General features: G+C 47.4%; 14 protein-coding genes. All 14 read left to right on the plus strand.

What is annotated here, in order from left to right; all coding sequences use genetic code 11:
- The gene (locus tag BS19_RS10935; RefSeq protein ID WP_038175293.1) at positions 1-840 is read left to right on the plus strand and encodes an ExeA family protein; all 840 of its coding nucleotides are present in this window, start codon (positions 1-3) and stop codon (positions 838-840) included.
- A 3-nt stretch (positions 841-843) separates the two neighbouring features.
- The gene (locus BS19_RS10940) at positions 844-1923 is read left to right on the plus strand and encodes a tetratricopeptide repeat protein (protein WP_038175295.1); all 1080 of its coding nucleotides are present in this window, start codon (positions 844-846) and stop codon (positions 1921-1923) included.
- The gene (gene mshE / locus BS19_RS10945) at positions 1920-3644 is read left to right on the plus strand and encodes an MSHA fimbrial ATPase MshE (protein WP_038175296.1); all 1725 of its coding nucleotides are present in this window, start codon (positions 1920-1922) and stop codon (positions 3642-3644) included. The genes BS19_RS10940 and mshE overlap by 4 nt, the downstream gene beginning before the upstream one ends.
- An 8-nt stretch (positions 3645-3652) precedes the next feature.
- Complete coding sequence (locus tag BS19_RS10950; RefSeq protein WP_038175297.1) at positions 3653-4873, plus strand: type II secretion system F family protein; 1221 nt, start codon at positions 3653-3655, stop codon at positions 4871-4873.
- The gene (locus tag BS19_RS10955; RefSeq protein ID WP_038175299.1) at positions 4857-5330 is read left to right on the plus strand and encodes a hypothetical protein; all 474 of its coding nucleotides are present in this window, start codon (positions 4857-4859) and stop codon (positions 5328-5330) included. The genes BS19_RS10950 and BS19_RS10955 overlap by 17 nt, the downstream gene beginning before the upstream one ends.
- Before the next feature lie 81 nt (positions 5331-5411).
- A complete protein-coding gene (locus BS19_RS10960; protein ID WP_038175300.1) occupies positions 5412-5978 on the plus strand; it encodes a prepilin-type N-terminal cleavage/methylation domain-containing protein in 567 nt (188 codons plus the stop codon).
- Positions 5979-6011: 33 nt separating this feature from the next.
- Positions 6012-6518 (plus strand): type II secretion system protein, encoded by a 507-nt coding sequence (locus BS19_RS10965; RefSeq protein ID WP_038175301.1) that lies wholly within the window; start codon positions 6012-6014, stop codon positions 6516-6518.
- A gap of 142 nt (positions 6519-6660) precedes the next feature.
- Complete coding sequence (locus tag BS19_RS10970) at positions 6661-7119, plus strand: prepilin-type N-terminal cleavage/methylation domain-containing protein (protein ID WP_038175302.1); 459 nt, start codon at positions 6661-6663, stop codon at positions 7117-7119.
- The gene (locus BS19_RS10975) at positions 7119-7691 is read left to right on the plus strand and encodes a type IV pilus modification PilV family protein (protein ID WP_038175304.1); all 573 of its coding nucleotides are present in this window, start codon (positions 7119-7121) and stop codon (positions 7689-7691) included. The genes BS19_RS10970 and BS19_RS10975 overlap by 1 nt, the downstream gene beginning before the upstream one ends.
- Positions 7691-8401: a PilW family protein gene (locus tag BS19_RS10980; protein ID WP_038175305.1), complete on the plus strand. Its 711-nt coding sequence runs from the start codon at positions 7691-7693 to the stop codon at positions 8399-8401. Before BS19_RS10975 ends, BS19_RS10980 begins: the two co-directional genes overlap by 1 nt.
- Positions 8391-8843: a hypothetical protein gene (locus BS19_RS10985; RefSeq protein WP_038175306.1), complete on the plus strand. Its 453-nt coding sequence runs from the start codon at positions 8391-8393 to the stop codon at positions 8841-8843. The genes BS19_RS10980 and BS19_RS10985 overlap by 11 nt, the downstream gene beginning before the upstream one ends.
- Entirely contained in the window at positions 8840-12154 is a 3315-nt protein-coding gene (locus BS19_RS10990) for a DUF6701 domain-containing protein (RefSeq protein WP_157631166.1), read from the plus strand. The genes BS19_RS10985 and BS19_RS10990 overlap by 4 nt, the downstream gene beginning before the upstream one ends.
- A gap of 152 nt (positions 12155-12306) precedes the next feature.
- Positions 12307-13350, plus strand: a complete 1044-nt coding sequence (locus tag BS19_RS10995; RefSeq protein WP_038175307.1) for a rod shape-determining protein — start codon at positions 12307-12309, stop codon at positions 13348-13350.
- Positions 13351-13402: 52 nt separating this feature from the next.
- Positions 13403-14272: a rod shape-determining protein MreC gene (gene mreC / locus BS19_RS11000; RefSeq protein ID WP_038175310.1), complete on the plus strand. Its 870-nt coding sequence runs from the start codon at positions 13403-13405 to the stop codon at positions 14270-14272.
- The last annotated feature ends 4 nt before the right edge of the window (positions 14273-14276 follow it).

The following is a 14276-nucleotide window of genomic DNA, read 5'->3' on the forward strand; positions in this document are numbered from 1 at the left end:
ATGTATCTTGAGCATTTTGGTTTCGCCAATTTTCCTTTTCACCTAACGCCAGACACAGAAATGTTTTTGGGGCTGGCTCCGCACTATGAAGCGATTCAAACCGTGCTCGGTGCACTTGATATGGGCGAGGGGCTGATTAAGGTGACTGGCGAAGTCGGTACGGGTAAAACCATGATTTGCCGCGTCATTATTAGACATGTTGCCGAACACGTTCAGTTAGTCTTTTTACCAAATCCGGCTCTGAGTGGCGAGCAATTAAGAGCAACGGTTGCTAATGAGTTGGGCATCACCCAAGTCGAGCCAAATGCGGTGGTCAATGCCATCCAACACAAGCTACTCGCACTGGCGAAGCAAGGTAAGCAAGTGGTGGTGTTGGTGGATGAGGCGCAGGCGTTAAGTGATGAGGCACTAGAGGTATTACGCCTGTTTGGCAATTTAGAAACCGAACAACAGAAGTTGCTGCAAATTGTATTGTTCGGCCAGCCGGAATTGGACCAACGTTTAACTCAGCATCACCTGCGCCAACTGCGTCAACGTATTACCTTTAGCGCTCATCTGCGTGGGTTGAGCTTAGATGAGGTTGTTGCTTATGTGGATAATCGCATCAATAAAGTCGGTGGCGACGCTGGTTTGTTTACGCTTCATCACAAAAAAGCACTGTGGCGGGCCAGTTTTGGCTACCCACGTTTGATCAACCAGATATGTCACAAAAGCTTGGTTTTGGCCTGCAGTGATCAAACCAAAGTCATCAATAATTCACAGCTATATCGAGCGATATATGACACCTATGACAGTTGTAAGCCTAAATTCAAAAGCCCGTGGCTATGGGGATGGAGTTAACCTATGAGTGCGATCAATCGTGCGTTGGCAGATCTATCGACTAAAAGTGCCAGTACCGATAGCGTGCTGGTCAAAGCCGAGGTTAAGCCAGTTAAATCGACTCGGATTGTGGCATGGGTAGTAGCAAGCTTTACGACAAGCTTAGCCGTCGGTGGTTGGGCGATCTCGCAACAAGTGCCATCTGCACCTCTTTACCACTTTGAACCTGTTGAGGCGCTTGCCACTGCTGATGTATCACCGACCAGTAAAACATCGGTGGTTTCGTCACCGATGTATTTAGCGTCAAATGATCCGCTTGCTGCGTCTCAGTCTAGTCAAACAGAGTCTGCGCCAATCAAAGCCGTGCAATCTCATTCTCAAAGCGCGCCGATAGCAAAAACGCAACCGCAAGTGGTGGAATCGTCTGTCAACCACACGCTTGTCAGTGCTTCAACCAATAAAGTTGTCGCCTCGCAAGCACAGCAGGGGCAGGTTGTGATTGAGCACGTTGCTCTCACGCCGCAGCAACTGGCAGATAAGGCTTCTGAGCGCGCGAAAAAAGCGCTCGATAGCAATAATCTCTCTCAGGCGTTAGACGCTTACAACCAAGCATTGCGTTATACGCCAAACGATAGCGATATTCGCCAGCGGCTCGCGGCGCTTTATTACGGTAAAGGCGAAGTGCGTAAAGCGGCGGAAACCTTGCAAAAAGGCATTGCTTTAGACAGTGACAATATTGATTTGCGCCTCGCGCTAGCGAAAATGTTGCTCAAAGAGCAGCAAAACCCGGCCGCATTAACGGTACTGAGCGCGTTACCAGAGCATGCGTCGATAGAGTATCTGTCGCTGCGCGCAGCATTGGCGCAAAAACAGAAACAAGACCAACTGGCGCTAGAGAGTTACTCCCAGTTGGTGGAGCGAGAGCCGCAAAGTGGCCGCTGGTGGTTAGGGCTAGCGATCCAGCAAGAGCGAGCTTTTGATCTGGCGGCCGCGAAATCATCTTACCGTCAGGCGCTGACTAAGTTAGGAATATCCAGTCAGTCTCAGCAGTTTATCCGGGACCGTTTAGCACTCATCGGTCGTTTAGAGGAGCAAGCGCAATGAAAATTCAACTCCGCAAGCGACTGGGTGATTTGCTCGTAGAAGAGGGCATTATTACTGAGCAGCAGGTTGAACAGGCGCTGAGCGCGCAAAAGTCGACCGGACGTAAGTTGGGTGCAACCCTTATTGAGCTTGGTTTTCTGACTGAGCATCAAATGCTGAGCTTTCTTTCACAGCAATTAGATATCCCGTTGATTGACTTGAGTCGAGCAAATGTCGATATCGATGCCGTGCAACTGTTACCAGAGGTACATGCGCGCCGTTTACGCGCACTGGTTATTGGCCGACAAGGAGACACTCTGCGCGTAGCCATGAGTGACCCGGCTGATTTGTTTGCTCAAGAGGCATTATTGGGGCAACTGGCGCAATACAGTATTGAATTTGTCATTGCACCAGAAAAACAGTTGGTTGATGGTTTTGATCGCTATTATCGCCGCACCAAAGAGATCGCCTCGTTTGCCGAGCAGTTGCAAGCAGAGCACCAAATTACCGATGCGTTTGATTTTAATGTTGAAGGCACTGACAGCGAAGAAGTGACCGTTGTAAAGCTGATTAACTCGCTATTTGAAGATGCGATTCAGGTTGGGGCTTCTGACATTCATATTGAACCTGACGCGAACGTTTTGCGTTTACGGCAAAGGATTGATGGCATTTTGCATGAGACGCTGCTTAATGAGGTCAATATTGCTTCGGCTTTAGTGTTAAGACTCAAGTTGATGGCCAATCTCGATATTTCGGAAAAACGTTTACCACAAGATGGCCGATTTAATATCCGCAGCAAAGGTCAGTCGGTCGATATTCGTATGTCGACCATGCCAGTGCAATACGGTGAGTCGGTAGTGATGCGTCTGCTCAACCAATCGGCCGGAGTCCGCAAGTTAGAGCAGTCAGGCCTACCTGCTGATTTGCTGATGCGATTACGCCATCAACTCAAACGTCCGCATGGCATGATCTTGGTGACTGGGCCTACCGGTTCAGGCAAAACCACCACCTTGTATGGCGCGTTAACCGAACTCAACCAACCGAGTAAAAAGATCATTACCGCAGAAGATCCGGTCGAATATCGCTTGCCGCGTGTCAATCAGGTGCAGGTGAATCCTAAAATTAACTTAGACTTTTCTACGGTTCTGCGAACCTTTCTGCGCCAGGATCCCGACATCATTTTGGTTGGTGAGATGCGCGACCAAGAAACGGTTGAAATCGGTTTGCGTGCGGCGCTAACCGGTCACTTAGTCCTGAGTACGTTGCACACTAACGATGCTGTAGACAGTGCTCTTCGAATGATGGACATGGGCGCTCCCGGCTACTTGGTGGCAAGTGCTGTGCGTGCGGTTGTTGCGCAGCGCTTGGTGCGTAAAGTGTGCCCCGATTGTAAAACCGAGCACGGGTTAGATGACAGCAGTAAGCAGTGGCTTGCACAGCGTTTTCCTAATCAGGTCAATGTTACTTTCTCGGTTGGAAGAGGTTGTCAAAACTGTAATCTCACCGGATACAGTGGCCGGATTGGTGTATTTGAAATGCTCGAGCTCGATCTGGAAATGATGGACATGTTGCGCGCTAATGATGCGGTCGGTTTTGCCCGCGTGGCACGCCAATCAGACAACTATAAACCTCTGCTGGCGTCTGCGATGGAATTGGCGATACAAGGCGTGGTCAGTTTAGGTGAAGTGATGAGTTTAGGTGAAGGGGACTCATCAGGCTTTGCGCAAGCTATCTACATCTAGGAGGGGTTATGCCAACATTCAATTATCAAGGCCGCCACTCAGATGGAACGGCGACGTCTGGCTCAATCGATGCACCGACTCAAGATGTAGTGGTTGAGCAATTGATCAACAAAGGCATTATCCCCATTTCAATACAATTAGGCAGGCAAGGTGGCAGTTTACGTCTCGATATCAAAACCTTGTTGACTCCGGCTCTGCCTCTTGAAGCACTGGTGATTTTTTGTCGCCAGCTTTATAGCTTGACCAAGGCTGGCGTACCTTTACTGCGTTCGATGAAGGGTCTCAGTCAAAATAGTACCAGTAAACAGCTGCAAGAAGCCTTGCAAGATGTCACTCAAGAGCTGACCAATGGCCGCAGCCTATCGAGCTCGATGCAGATGTACCCTAAAGTATTCAGTCCGCTGTTTGTCTCGATGATTCACGTTGGCGAAAATACTGGTCGGCTAGACCAAGCGCTGCTCCAACTGGCCCATTATTACGAGCAAGAAGTTGAGACGCGCAAACGGATCAAAACCGCGATGCGTTATCCAACCTTTGTGATCAGCTTTATCCTTGTTGCGCTGTTTATTCTCAACGTGAAGGTAATACCGCAGTTTTCCAGTATGTTTGCTCGTTTTGGTGTCGATTTACCGCTGCCGACCCGGATCTTGATTACGACTTCAGAGTTCTTTGTTAACTATTGGGCTGCGATGATTGTGGTAATGGTTGCGGCATTTTTGGGCTTTAGGGGGTGGACTAACACCGCCGCTGGACGTGAACAGTGGGATAAAATGCGCTTGCGAATGCCTGTGGTGGGCGAACTGGTTAATCGGGCTCAGCTGTCGCGTTTTTCGCGCACCTTTGCCTTAATGCTCAAAGCAGGCGTACCACTAAACCAATCGCTCGCGCTATCGGCTGAAGCGCTTGGTAATAAATATCTTGAAAATCGTTTGTTAGAGATGAAAGCCTCGATTGAAGCTGGGGGTACCATCTCATCAACGGCGATTAGCAGTGGGGTGTTTACACCGTTGGTGATTCAAATGATCAGCGTTGGGGAAGAGACAGGGCGAATCGACGAGTTGCTATTGGAAGTGTCAGATTTTTACGATCGTGAAGTCGATTACGATTTAAAAACCTTAACCGCTCGCATAGAACCGATTTTATTAGTGATTGTCGCCGCGATGGTGCTGATACTGGCACTCGGGATTTTCTTGCCGATGTGGGGCATGCTTGATGCAATTAAAGGCTAGTGGCGATAATGTTCAGAAATCTAGGTTAGTTATCTGGTTATTACTGCTTATCCTTTTGGTTATGAGCTTTCTGTTTGCATGGCAAGCGGTTGAACAACAAGCCAGTAAATCAGCGTTGCAATTGGCTAATCAGCGCATAAATGAACGGGCAAGTTATTACAAACAACAATGGCTACTTGCAAAACAACCAACCAGCCTCAAGATAGGCTCACAAAGGCTGAACTACACTAATACAGGATGGATAACACCTCTCAATCATCAATCGCAAGTAGATTGTAAATATTGGCTGGAGATTTTGTACCCAGAAACAGAGTTACTTGGCAGTCAGCCGCTTGAGATTAGCAATGAATCTATAGCGGGTCATTATCGTTGTTTGTATAACTATAATCAGAATGGATTTATTTCTATTAGTCTGATTGATAATAACTTTTCAGCAAAAGTTGGCTTCTTAATTTAGTCGATTTATTGACATATGACATATAGCGAAATCATATAACCTCCGTATAATGCGGAGCAGAAACTAACGGGTTGTTACACTATGGCAAATAAGCAAACTGGTTTTACTCTGGTCGAGTTAGTGGTGGTGATTGTGGTTGTTGGACTACTCGCCGTTGCTGCGCTGCCGCGTTTTCTTGATGTGACCGATGAAGCTAAAAAGGCCAGCATTGAAGGTGTCGCGGGTGGATACGCGACAGGGGTTTTGTCCGCGCGTGCTCAGTGGGAAGCCGAAGCCAGGCCTTCGCTGAGCATCAATGGTGTTACGCGTAACTCAGTCAACTATGATGGCGTCAACTTTTGGCTGACCAGTTCAAATCAAGCTAATGGTAACTTCCGTGATGGTTACCCTTACGCGATCAATAGCGATGACAGTAGTTTTCCTCTCTCACTGACCGATCAAGCATGCATTGATTTGATGGATAACTTACTGCAAAACCCACCACGAGTGGGGACGATAGCTGACGCTGAAAATAATTCAGATATCAAATATACCGCGCAAGCGAACGATGGTGATGCCACTTGTACCTACACACAAAAAGAGGGTAACAGCGATCACCAGTTTGTGTATGAAATTGAAACAGGTCGTGTGACCGTAACTTTGCAGTAACCCTGTAAGCAACCGACATAGAGAGAGTTAACGATGAAAAAACAAAGCGGTTTCACCCTAATTGAATTGGTGGTGGTGATTGTCATTTTAGGTATTTTAGCGGTCACCGCGGCACCCCGTTTTTTGAATTTGCAGGGTGATGCTCGTGAGGCTTCTTTAGAAGGTCTTCGTGGAGCAATTTCTGGTGCAATGGGAATTGTATATGGTGGTTCAGCAATAGCTGGGGAAGAGACTCTAGGGCGTGACGAAGCGGATACCGATAACAATACACCTCCGTTATCCAATGGGGTCAGAACTAGCTTTGGATACCCTATTGCAGACGCAACTGGTATTGGACAAGCTTTAGATTTATCTGATGATTTTGTTGTCCTTCAAACATCTGCTGATGATGTCGAGCCTGCTTTTATTGACTATGGGTTTAATAACTTTAGTGAACAATGTGTTCGTTACACTGAAGCTGCGAATGCAACAACTCCTGCAACTGTTGCTCTCAGAAATGGGGTTGCAGGTGAATCATGTGGTGTGCCTGCTGCAAACTAAGTTTAAAGGCCAGCCTAGCTGGCCTTTTTCTTCTCTCAATCCTTTCTATCCAACCCTTCGCAAATTTCCTTGAAAAACAACAGCAATTGAATCGGCTAGGTTATACTTAGTGGTAGTTTTTTGACTTTGATTGTTGGCGAGTATGACACGCGTTAAAAACACTGGCTTTACATTGGTTGAACTGATTGTGGTGATCATCTTAGTCGCGATCGTCTCGCTCTATGCGGCCAGTCGCTACATTGGGCGTGGCAGTTTTGCGCCGATGGTCGCGCAAGAGCAGGTCATTTCGGTGATTCGTCAAGTGCAAGTTAATCGTATGCAGTCTAATGGGGCCAACTCATGCGCTGCCGATAGCAAGACCGCGCTTCGAGTTACCTCAACTTGCCTTGGATCCATTGAGGGCTGCACCCTTGCTAATGCTCAGCGCAGTGATTGGGTTTCGATTGACGAGGTTCGCTTCTCTCCAGTATTAAACTGCCTCGAATTCAATTTACTTGGTGAGCCTAGCCAGCGAGTAGAGCTGCAAATTCGTTCTCAATCCTCAATTTGCGCCGTTAGCATTGAAACCAATGGCTACGTGGCGCAAGGGAGTTGCACTTAATGCATAGTCGCCAACGAGTATCATCAGGGTTCACACTGATTGAAAGTGTGATTGTGATTATCGTTATGGGGTTGGCGATGCTCACCATTGCTAACTTTCTCGTTCCGCAAATCGCACGTTCGGGCGATCCGCATTATCAGACTCGCGCGGCCGCTTTAGGTCAAAGTGTGATGACGCAGATTTTGGCGCGCAGTTTTGACCATCATAGTGATTTTCAAGGTGGTTTGGTTCGTTGCTCATCAAGCGACACAGGCGCGACAGATTGCTCTGCGTTCAACGGTAATAGCCGCAGTCTCCGCATTGATAGCGATCGTGGCGAAACGGATGATAATCCTAATCGATATGACGATGTTGATGACTTTATCGGTTGTTGGACGCCAAATGCTACCGCGGGCTGTCACGATCTTAATCATTTAATTGGCGATAGCAATGGCACCTATCGAAACTTTCGCTTGGATATTACGGTGGCTTATGCCAATGCGTCTGATGCGAGTTTAAAACGAATTTCGTTGACCCTATCAGCCAGTAACCACACACCAATTTCGTTTATTGGCTACCGAGGTAACTACTGATGCGTCAGCGTGGTTTTACCTTAATTGAGATGATTTTAACCATTGTCGTCGGTGGTATTTTGGTGTTGGGTATTGCCGGATTTGTCGAGTTTGGCGCACGAGGCTACGCCGACACCGTCGATCGTCAACGCTTGCAGACCCAGGCTAAATTTGTGTTAGAGAAAATGTCTCGTGAAGTGCGCCACGCGGTGCCAAACCTGTTTCGTTCGCAAGATAATTGCGTGTTCTTTTATCCTATTGTGTATTCGGGGTTCTATGCTATCTCGAATAATGATATCGAGTTTATTGTCGGTCAGCGAGATGACCTAGATGCAAGCAGTTTTGACAATTTAGCCATGATTATCAACCCTACCACCAATCTCACTGTACGTGATGATTCATTCTCTTTGACGGGGAGGGTAACGGCCTTAGCCAATCAGGTATTCTCGGTTGCAAATCAAGCCGGTAACCTTAGCAGTGAATCGGTCGCCAAGCGGTATTATATCTTTAATCCCAATCAAGAACGCCGCTATTGTATTGCTTCATTGGCAGGTCAAGGCAGAGTTGAAAGAGATGGCGCGGCCCTGTCAGATTTTGTGGTTAGCGGCGTGTTGGAATACCTGCCAGCCACGGTGCAAAATAATGGCTTAGTGCATACCAATTTAACTTTCGCGCAAAATGGTGAAACAACTAACTTTGAACAACAGATACAGGTGATCAATGTTCCCTAAACGCCAGCGAGGTAACCTCTACATAGTGGTGATATTTGTGCTTGTTGTAATGGGCTTTCTTGCTACCGCACTGAGTCGAATAGAATTATCCAACAGTGATGCGCATACCCGTGACGTTCTGGGCACTCAAGCTTGGTTGTTGAGTCACTCGGTTAACGAGCTAGCCTTGACGCTGTTTTATCCGCTCAGCTCGACAAGCTCTGCAATCGCTGCTCATTGTGATCCTGATGGAAACAGCAATACCGGTGATGTGTCCGTTGAGCTGCAAAATCGAGCCAATCAGCTCATCAGTACAGTGGCAAGTTGCCGTAACGTCACGCTAAGTTGTAACGTAAAAGGGCCCCTTGATGGCGAAACATTTTATCGACTTGAAAGCAGCGTGACTTGTGGTTCAGGGTTATCACAAGTGGTAAGAAGTCAGCAAGTATGGGTGAAGGAATGATGATCAACAAACAATTGGGTATTTTACTATCATTATTTTCTTTGAGCTTGTGGTACTCACCGCTGCTGCTGGCCAATACATGTCAGGTTGACCCTAGTGTGGGATTTAAAGTGGTATTCTCGATTCAAAATTCTGGTTTGAATGAGTCATTAGATGGCATCAAAGCGGTCGGCGGCAACAATACTTCTATCCCGATTTGGACTAATGATGATCGCGTTCCAAACACAAGTGACGGAGCCCCTTTTATTCGAGACCCTGATTTTATGGTTGTTGGCGGAGACTACTCTGTACAGTTGTTATTTTTTCCTGCCGCGAGTGGTAGTAGTGTAGGCCAACTTGATTACTATGTTGATGATGGTTCAGGCTATATTTTTATTGGATCTTATCCAGCGGACTTGAAGGGGATTCACCCCAATAAAGTTCAGTTATCTGGTGAGGGGACCTTGTCCTTGAGCTGTAACGAACCTGTGGTGCCACCTCCCACTCCTTTACCTGATCTATGTAATTATTTCCCAGAATCTTTGCAAACAAACCGCTACGTGAGGGCAGGTTCAGGTTGGCAGCAATGGGATGGTTATTTGAGTATCTCAGGAGGGAGCGGAGCCGGTAACCGTATCTTTTTAGATCAATTCACTCGTTCACAACCTCTGGCCTTTGCAAGTTCGCAAGTCAATGGTAATAGTAACAATGCGTGTGTTTATAGAGATGGCGTTAATGCTGGCGGTAGCTGTACGGTAAGTCGTGACCGCAACGTGTTTCCTTTAGGACCGCCGCAGCTGAATTCATTTGATTATGGTGGTGAAAATGTTGTCTCGCCCAATGGCGGCAATGTCTTGCTTTCACCAGGCTTGTACAACTCTTTTGCTTTTGGAGTTAATGGCAGTTCGATAACGCTTCAGCCCGGTGAGTATTGGGTTAGCAACCTTAACTTCAACAATAATGATATTGCGCTCTACGTTACGGGTAAAGTTGTGTTGCACTACAACCAAATCAACTTTAGTCAAAATAGTCGTGTTTACCTCAATGCGGCGAAGAATGAGGCGGAAGACGGAAGCTTTGATCACAATAACCTGTCACTTATTGGCCATGGAAGTAATGCCCAATTTTATCCGCAACGCGGTAGTGATATCAGAATGAATGGCAATATTTATATATCTATACAGGCGTCGGCGGGGTTTGATGTTAACGCGGTGGATCGCTTTCAAATGCAAGGTTCGATCAGTGCACCAGTGGTTAACTTCCGAGCGACAGACAATAGTTATATCAAAACCAAACCCGTTAGTGGTTGTTATTTGCCTCCAGAAAATCCAATCGTTAACAGTATCGACATTAAACCCTTTAATTACCATTTAACCTGCGAAAACGATCCGCAAGATATTATCGAAGTGCATATATTAGATAGCGATAGCAACTTGGTTTCGGGCCACAGCCCGACGTTAACTCAGGAGGCTGGCAGTAACTTAGTGATCACCAGTCTTGGTGAAGCGAATGGGATCGCACGGTTTCGAGTGCGTACCTCTACGCCAGCCTCGCTAGGTGACTATCTATTAAAAGCCACGCTCAATATCGATGGCGACACCTATGCAGATAGTGATTTTGTTCGTTACGTACCGTATCGATTTCGCCTTGACGATCAAGCGGTCTTTGCTGGGCAAAATACGAATGTCGCCGTAAAGGTTGAAGCTTGTAGCAATGGGAATGTGATTGATCTCGGCTACAGCGGTTCGCCGAGCGCTGCGTTTATCTATAATCGACCTAATAACGCGGTTGTTGATCCAAGTGACTTCTCTTTTAGCGCCGATCTTAACAACAATAACCGTACCGCGGTGATGAACTTTAAAGAGTCAGGACATATCACGGTGAGCGTGGAGGATGAAGGATTCGACTGCTCAGGGCAAGATGACTGTCCTGCTGAAGGAGGAGCGCTCAAAGGCGAATTTGCCGTCTACTCAAGGCCATGGAAAATCGCCATTTGTGATGTCGCTGATAGTACAGCTACGATTGCCAATCCGGCCACGACGACTGCTGCACCTGGCTTTCTTGCCGCAGGCGCTGAGTTTGATGTGACCTATCGTCCGATTGTACACAGTGATTCTCGCAATGGCGCGACGAACGAGTGTGCTTATCCAGTGACGGGGAATTACCCACTTGATAATGGGCCACTCGAATTATCAACCCAGTTAGCCTATCCGAACAATGGTGATAGTGGCGCCATCAGCCCTGGGGTGACGAGCTTTATCCCTAATGATGGGCTGGACAAAACAGTGCGCCACCGCTGGACTCAGGTCGGTACTCTTAAGCTTGAAACCAACGCCAGTTACCTCAATTTAGCGGTTATGCCTGACCAACAAAATATTGGTCGTTTCTATCCCGACTTTTTCACCATCGAAACCAACGCGTGGAATGATCCAACGACAGGAGTGGGTGACCAAGGCTTCACTTATATGAACCAGCCGTTTGAGAGTGTCACTGCAACGGTGGGGGCATTTAATGTGCAAGGGGGACCAGTGAGTAATTACGGATTGTTTGCTGAGGAACTGCAGGCCGTGTTCGCCATGGACAATCAAGATAGATTGGAAAACGCTGATGTCGCTAGCTTGGCGACCCAATCGGATTATCAAGGACATCAGTGGGTATTAGATAGTAATGAAATTGTCTGGGCTAAATTATCTGACTTAACCCCAGACGGCCCGTTTAACTACTTTTCTGGTCAGAGCCTTGATGTGAGTTTGACGGTTGCGGAGTCGGTGGTTGGCGATCCGGTGCAATTCAAGCTTTCAGCAAGCGATAGCAATGCCACCACCACCCAAGTGCTTCCTGATGATCAACCGCGATTGGTTTTTGGCCGATATGATCTTACCGATGTCGGTGGTGTCGAAGATGCGACACTGACGGTACCGCTGCAGGTTCAGTATTGGAATGGTTCGCGATTTGTCATTAATCCTGATGACAGTTTCTCTATCTTTGATGGTTCACATTACTGTAGTGAGATGGTTTGGCCTAACGCGGGGGAGTCTGGTGATAATGTGCGTTTAAGTGGCAACGGCGTGCTCGAGCAAGGTACTTCTTTAGCGCTGAATGCAACCCAAACTATTGCCGCGCGCGAACAGGTTGAGTTGTGGTTGAGGCTCGATGATAGTGCTTCATCGACAAACTGTAATGGCGTCAATAATGGGCAAGTTTGGTTGATGTACGATTGGGATCAGGATCAAACTAGCGAAGAAAATCCGTCAGCAGTGGTCACGTTTGGTATTTTCCGCGGTAACGACCGAGTAATTTTTCGTGGTGAACCGGGCCTAACCGGGCTGTAATTATTGTCAATTATTTGCCCATCGTTAGGAATCTGTTAGAAATTGCGTGTTTCAGCCCATGTTTACACTTCAATGCCTTGCTGCGGAGGCAAGGCATTGGTACATTTAGTGCAATTTTCTATCTTCTAATTCTTTCAGGACGAGCGAAGAATATGTTCAAAAAACTTCGTGGCATATTTTCAAATGACCTATCTATCGATTTAGGTACTGCCAACACTCTTATCTACGTAAAAGGACAGGGCATTGTCCTCGACGAGCCTTCCGTTGTAGCCATCCGTCAAGATCGCAAAAGCGCCGGAAAAAGCGTCGCTGCGGTTGGTCATGCTGCAAAACAAATGTTAGGCCGTACGCCAGGGAATATCTCTGCGATCCGTCCAATGAAAGATGGCGTTATTGCCAACTTTTATGTGACCGAAAAAATGCTGCAACACTTCATTAAGCAAGTGCACGACAACAGCGTACTCAAACCAAGCCCGCGCGTTTTGGTGTGTGTACCATGTGGTTCCACTCAAGTTGAACGTCGTGCTATTCGTGAATCGGCGCTTGGTGCGGGTGCGCGTGAAGTTTATCTGATTGATGAGCCTATGGCGGCGGCGATCGGTGCTGGTTTACGTGTCTCTGAACCGACAGGTTCAATGGTGGTCGACATCGGTGGTGGTACCACGGAAGTGGCAGTCATCTCACTCAATGGTGTGGTTTATTCGTCGTCAGTCCGTATCGGTGGTGACCGTTTTGATGAAGCGATTATCAATTATGTTCGTCGTAACTACGGCAGCTTGATTGGTGAAGCGACGGCGGAAAAGATCAAACATGAGATCGGTTCAGCCTATCCAGGTGATGAAGTTGAAGAGATCGAAGTGCGCGGACGTAACCTTGCAGAAGGTGTACCACGTAGCTTTAGCCTCAACTCAAACGAAATTCTTGAAGCATTGCAAGAGCCACTAACGGGCATTGTGTCTGCCGTTATGGTGGCACTAGAACAATGTCCACCTGAGTTGGCATCAGATATTTCTGAAAACGGCATGGTATTAACAGGTGGTGGTGCACTACTGAAAGATATTGATCGCCTTCTAACCGAAGAGACAGGGATCCCAGTGGTGATTGCTGAAGAGCCATTGACGTGTGTTGCACGTGGCGGCGGTAAAGCTCTAGAGATGATCGACATGCATGGTGGCGATCTGTTTAGCGAAGAATAATCGAATTCTCTTGGTGAAAGCCAAGAGCAGTAAGATAAGGATCTCATAGTTTATGAAGCCTATTTTTGGCCGGGGACCTTCACTTCAGTTACGCCTATTTTTTGCCATTATTCTATCAGCCAGCTTTATGCTGGCTGATAGTCGTTTAGGTGCATTTGCTCAAGTGCGTTATTTACTCAATAGCTTAGTTGCGCCGATTCAGTACTTAGCCGATGTTCCGCGGGTGATGTTTGATGGCGCTTACGAGCGCTTTAACGTACGCCAAGACTATATGGAAAGTACGCGGGTGCTAAAGCGTGAAGTTCTGCGCCTTAAAAACGATCTGCTACTGCTTGATCAGTATCGTGAAGAGAACCAAAGACTGCGTAAGTTATTGGGTTCATCGTTTATTCGAGATGAGCGCAAGGTCGTGACGGAAGTAATGGCGGTAGATACCTCACCTTATCGTCACCAAGTTGTTATTGATAAAGGCATGATTGATGGTGTTTACGTTGGCCAACCTGTGGCGAATGAGAAAGGCATTGTCGGTCAAGTGACCTTTGTTTCGGCGCACAATAGCCGTGTACTGTTACTCACCGATAGCCTGAGTGCGATTCCGGTACAAGTGATTCGTAACGACATTCGAGTAATTGCGTCAGGCACGGGAAAAAGCGATCGCATTAACCTTGACCATATCCCGATTAGCCTCGATATCGAAGAGGGCGATCTGTTAGTCACCTCGGGCTTGGGCGGTATCTATCCTGAAGGTTTTCCGGTGGCACATGTAGCGAAAGTTGAGCGAGATACGGCACGTGAATTTGCCGTGATTGAGGCCGAACCTGTGGTCGACTTTGAACGTCTGCGTTACCTGTTATTGATCTGGCCAAACGATTCTCGTCAGGAGAAAGTTCAACAAGTATTGCCTGAGAATCTTGAGGAGTAACCGC

Origin of the sequence: Vibrio pacinii DSM 19139, assembly GCF_000711795.1 — a bacterium.
GTDB classification, from domain to species: Bacteria; Pseudomonadota; Gammaproteobacteria; order Enterobacterales; family Vibrionaceae; genus Vibrio; species Vibrio pacinii.

Coding starts and splice junctions, on each gene's coding strand:
- BS19_RS10965 (WP_038175301.1), top strand. CDS start 6,012: ATGAAAAAACAAAGCGGTTTCACCCTAATTGAATTGGTGGTGGTGATT.
- BS19_RS10985 (WP_038175306.1), top strand. CDS start 8,391: ATGTTCCCTAAACGCCAGCGAGGTAACCTCTACATAGTGGTGATATTT.
- BS19_RS10995 (WP_038175307.1), top strand. CDS start 12,307: ATGTTCAAAAAACTTCGTGGCATATTTTCAAATGACCTATCTATCGAT.
- BS19_RS10970 (WP_038175302.1), top strand. CDS start 6,661: ATGACACGCGTTAAAAACACTGGCTTTACATTGGTTGAACTGATTGTG.
- BS19_RS10935 (WP_038175293.1), top strand. CDS start 1: ATGTATCTTGAGCATTTTGGTTTCGCCAATTTTCCTTTTCACCTAACG.
- BS19_RS10975 (WP_038175304.1), top strand. CDS start 7,119: ATGCATAGTCGCCAACGAGTATCATCAGGGTTCACACTGATTGAAAGT.
- BS19_RS10940 (WP_038175295.1), top strand. CDS start 844: ATGAGTGCGATCAATCGTGCGTTGGCAGATCTATCGACTAAAAGTGCC.
- mshE (WP_038175296.1), top strand. CDS start 1,920: ATGAAAATTCAACTCCGCAAGCGACTGGGTGATTTGCTCGTAGAAGAG.
- mreC (WP_038175310.1), top strand. CDS start 13,403: ATGAAGCCTATTTTTGGCCGGGGACCTTCACTTCAGTTACGCCTATTT.
- BS19_RS10950 (WP_038175297.1), top strand. CDS start 3,653: ATGCCAACATTCAATTATCAAGGCCGCCACTCAGATGGAACGGCGACG.
- BS19_RS10980 (WP_038175305.1), top strand. CDS start 7,691: ATGCGTCAGCGTGGTTTTACCTTAATTGAGATGATTTTAACCATTGTC.
- BS19_RS10990 (WP_157631166.1), top strand. CDS start 8,840: ATGATGATCAACAAACAATTGGGTATTTTACTATCATTATTTTCTTTG.
- BS19_RS10955 (WP_038175299.1), top strand. CDS start 4,857: ATGCAATTAAAGGCTAGTGGCGATAATGTTCAGAAATCTAGGTTAGTT.
- BS19_RS10960 (WP_038175300.1), top strand. CDS start 5,412: ATGGCAAATAAGCAAACTGGTTTTACTCTGGTCGAGTTAGTGGTGGTG.